Annotated in this window: 1 protein-coding gene; it reads right to left on the bottom strand. The window is 52.4% G+C overall.

Annotated elements, in window-relative coordinates; genetic code table 11:
* On the bottom strand, window positions 1-1,756 hold a 1,756-nt coding region (locus ACPUC7_RS24305), incomplete at its 3' end, for a hypothetical protein (RefSeq protein WP_494924848.1).
* Between the last annotated feature and the right edge of the window lie 942 nt (window positions 1,757-2,698).

Here is a 2,698-nt window from a genome sequence, read left to right as displayed (position 1 = left end):
CTTTAATCATCATCTGCACGTTACCGGAGATGTTGAACAGGTCTTTGCCGCCCTGTTGCAGGACATCGCCCAGCGACAGATTAAGCGTGTTGTTGCCGCTGCCGGTGATATCTACCACTTCGACTGACTGAATTTTGTTAGCCAATACTGTCAAATCCAAATTAATGTTTTTACCTGTAATCTGTAGCGTATCAATACCGTCCTGACCTCGTAGGGAAAAATCTTTGTTATTTACAAAGCTAGCATCACTGAGTTTGAAAATATCATCTGAGTTGCTGCCCATGTAAAGTGAACCTTGATTAATGATTTGCAAGTTGGACGGCGGTTCAATAGTGGTGTCGCTATAAGACACATTGCTGAAAATAATGTCGTCAATCCACACGTAAGTATTATAACTATCCAGTTTTAATACCACTGAGGAGAAGGCTTGACCATAAGGCAGGGAGAATTCCACCAGTTGTGTTAAACCTCCACTACCCGTGCGGTAATCGCTATGAATGAGTTTTCCGATGGAATCATAGAAATAAACCTCAATTTCTTCCTGAATATTGAGATCTCCAACCGTAAACGAAATTTTGTTGATTGGTTTTTCACCTTTCAACTTAAGTCGGTATTCGGTTTCATAGGAACCACTGGCCATTTCCAAAGCCATGCTTCTTGGTGGTGATCCAATGCCGCCTTGGTTAGTAGAACCAAATCGATTGATAAAGCCATAATTACTAATTTGTAATGCTTTTAATGTAAAGCTAGCGAATTCAAATTCATTACCTGCATAAATCGCTCTTGGCGCCTGGCTATTAAATGTTTCCGTCGAAATTTTCGCGACAGTGGGTTGCAACACTCTCCAGTCAGAATTATTACCTGCAACATCGATGTAGCTGACGCGAAAATCTTGCGCAGGCACTGTCCATGGCAGCGTTGCTTGTTGAGCGGCAATATTGGCTGCCGTCAGGTTGATGACCACGGATTTGCCATCGATCATGAAATGGAGCGTTTCGCCGGCTTCAGCTAAAGCAGGTAATTTTGCCGTTAGTGTATGGCCATCCCACTCTATTGTGGGGACCGGCAGCATTGCGGGTGCATAATGGACAATTTGTTGCTGTTCCTGACCGAAACTGTTGGCATTCACCGCCCGCGCTTTAATCACCCAATCAGAATTATGCTCGCCATTATCAACGGCATACCATTTATTTCCATCGTGTTGGGCGTCGTGCCAAGTCAATCCATTATCAAAGGAAGCTTGTATTTTTTCATCGGGTTTCAAGCGTTCACTAATTGAACCGTGAACCAACCTACCTGCAGCTCCATCGCGAGAAATAAAGTCTGTATCATATGATCCTAAACCACTGTCTTTGGTAACCGCATCAATAGTTACTTCAGGTAATAACGACTCAAGCGTAGCTTGTCGCTTATAAGGCAATGAATTATTGCCCGCTACATCAGTGATCTGAATTTGATATTCCCAGTTGACCGTATGGGCCAAGGTATCAACAAACGACCAATTGAGTCCGTTTACCTTGAGCGCTTTCCACGTTGTCCCTCCGTCCAGAGAATATTCGATGACATCACCGGGATTGAGTGCCTTGCTGAGTTTTCCATAGACCATTCGGCCTGCACTGCCGTCGGAAGTGCGCCAGTCGTTGGCTACTCCGTCATCTTTCTCCATGCGTTCATAAATGATTTGCACGTCAGACGGCGGCGTCAGCACCACGTCCTGATGCTGGTCTTCGAGGGTGCTGCCGCTGGCGTCAACCACCCGCACCTTGTAGGTCCAGCTGGCGGCGTGCGCGGCGCTGTCCTGCGCCTGCCACGTCAGGCCGTCCGCGCNTCGAGGGTGCTGCCGCTGGCGTCAACCACCCGCACCTTGTAGGTCCAGCTGGCGGCGTGCGCGGCGCTGTCCTGCGCCTGCCACGTCAGGCCGTCCGCGCTGGCGGCCACCCACGCGCTGCCGTTCCAGAACTGCAGCGTTTCGCCCGGATTGAGCTCGCGGCTCAGCGTCCCTTCCACCAGGCGGCCGGCGGAGCCGTCTTTCGTGATGAAGTCGGTGCCGCTGGCGCCGGTGTCCTTCTCCATGCGGTCAAAGCTAAGGGTGACGGCGCCGGGCAGCAGCACCACGTCCTGTGTCACCGGCGCGGTGACGTTGCCGGCGATATCGGTAATGCGTACCTGATAGTCCCAGTCCTCATCGTGGCTGCGGTTATCGGTGAAGCTCCAGCTCAGGCCGTTCACGACGAGTTTCTGCCAGCTTTTGCCGCCGTCGAGGGAGAACTCAATAATGTCGCCAGCGTCCAGCGCGCGGTCAAGGTGGCCAGTCACGGTGCGCCCGGCGCTACCGTCGGTGGTTTGCCAGTCGTTGGCGACGCCGTCATCCTTGTCCATCTGGTCAAATATGACCTGCGCGGGCGGCGGCGTGATGTCGTAAATCACTTTATGGCTCTGTTCGGGCGTGACGTTACCCGCGTCATCCACGACGCGCAGCCTGTACTCCCAGTCAGCGCTGTGCGCGGTATTATCCTGCGCCTGCCATTTCTGGCCGTTCACTGTAGCGCTCACCCAGTTCGAGCCGTCCCAGAACTGCAGCGTTTCGGAGGAGGCGAGGGCGCGGCTGAGCGTGCCTTCAACTTTACGCCCGCCGGCGCCGTCTTTCGTGATGAAGTCGGTGGCGCTGGTGCCGGTGTCGCGCTCCATGCGGTCAAAG

The organism is Pantoea sp. CFCC18179 (genome assembly GCF_059412405.1).
This window is presented reverse-complemented; position numbering and strand designations above follow the sequence as displayed.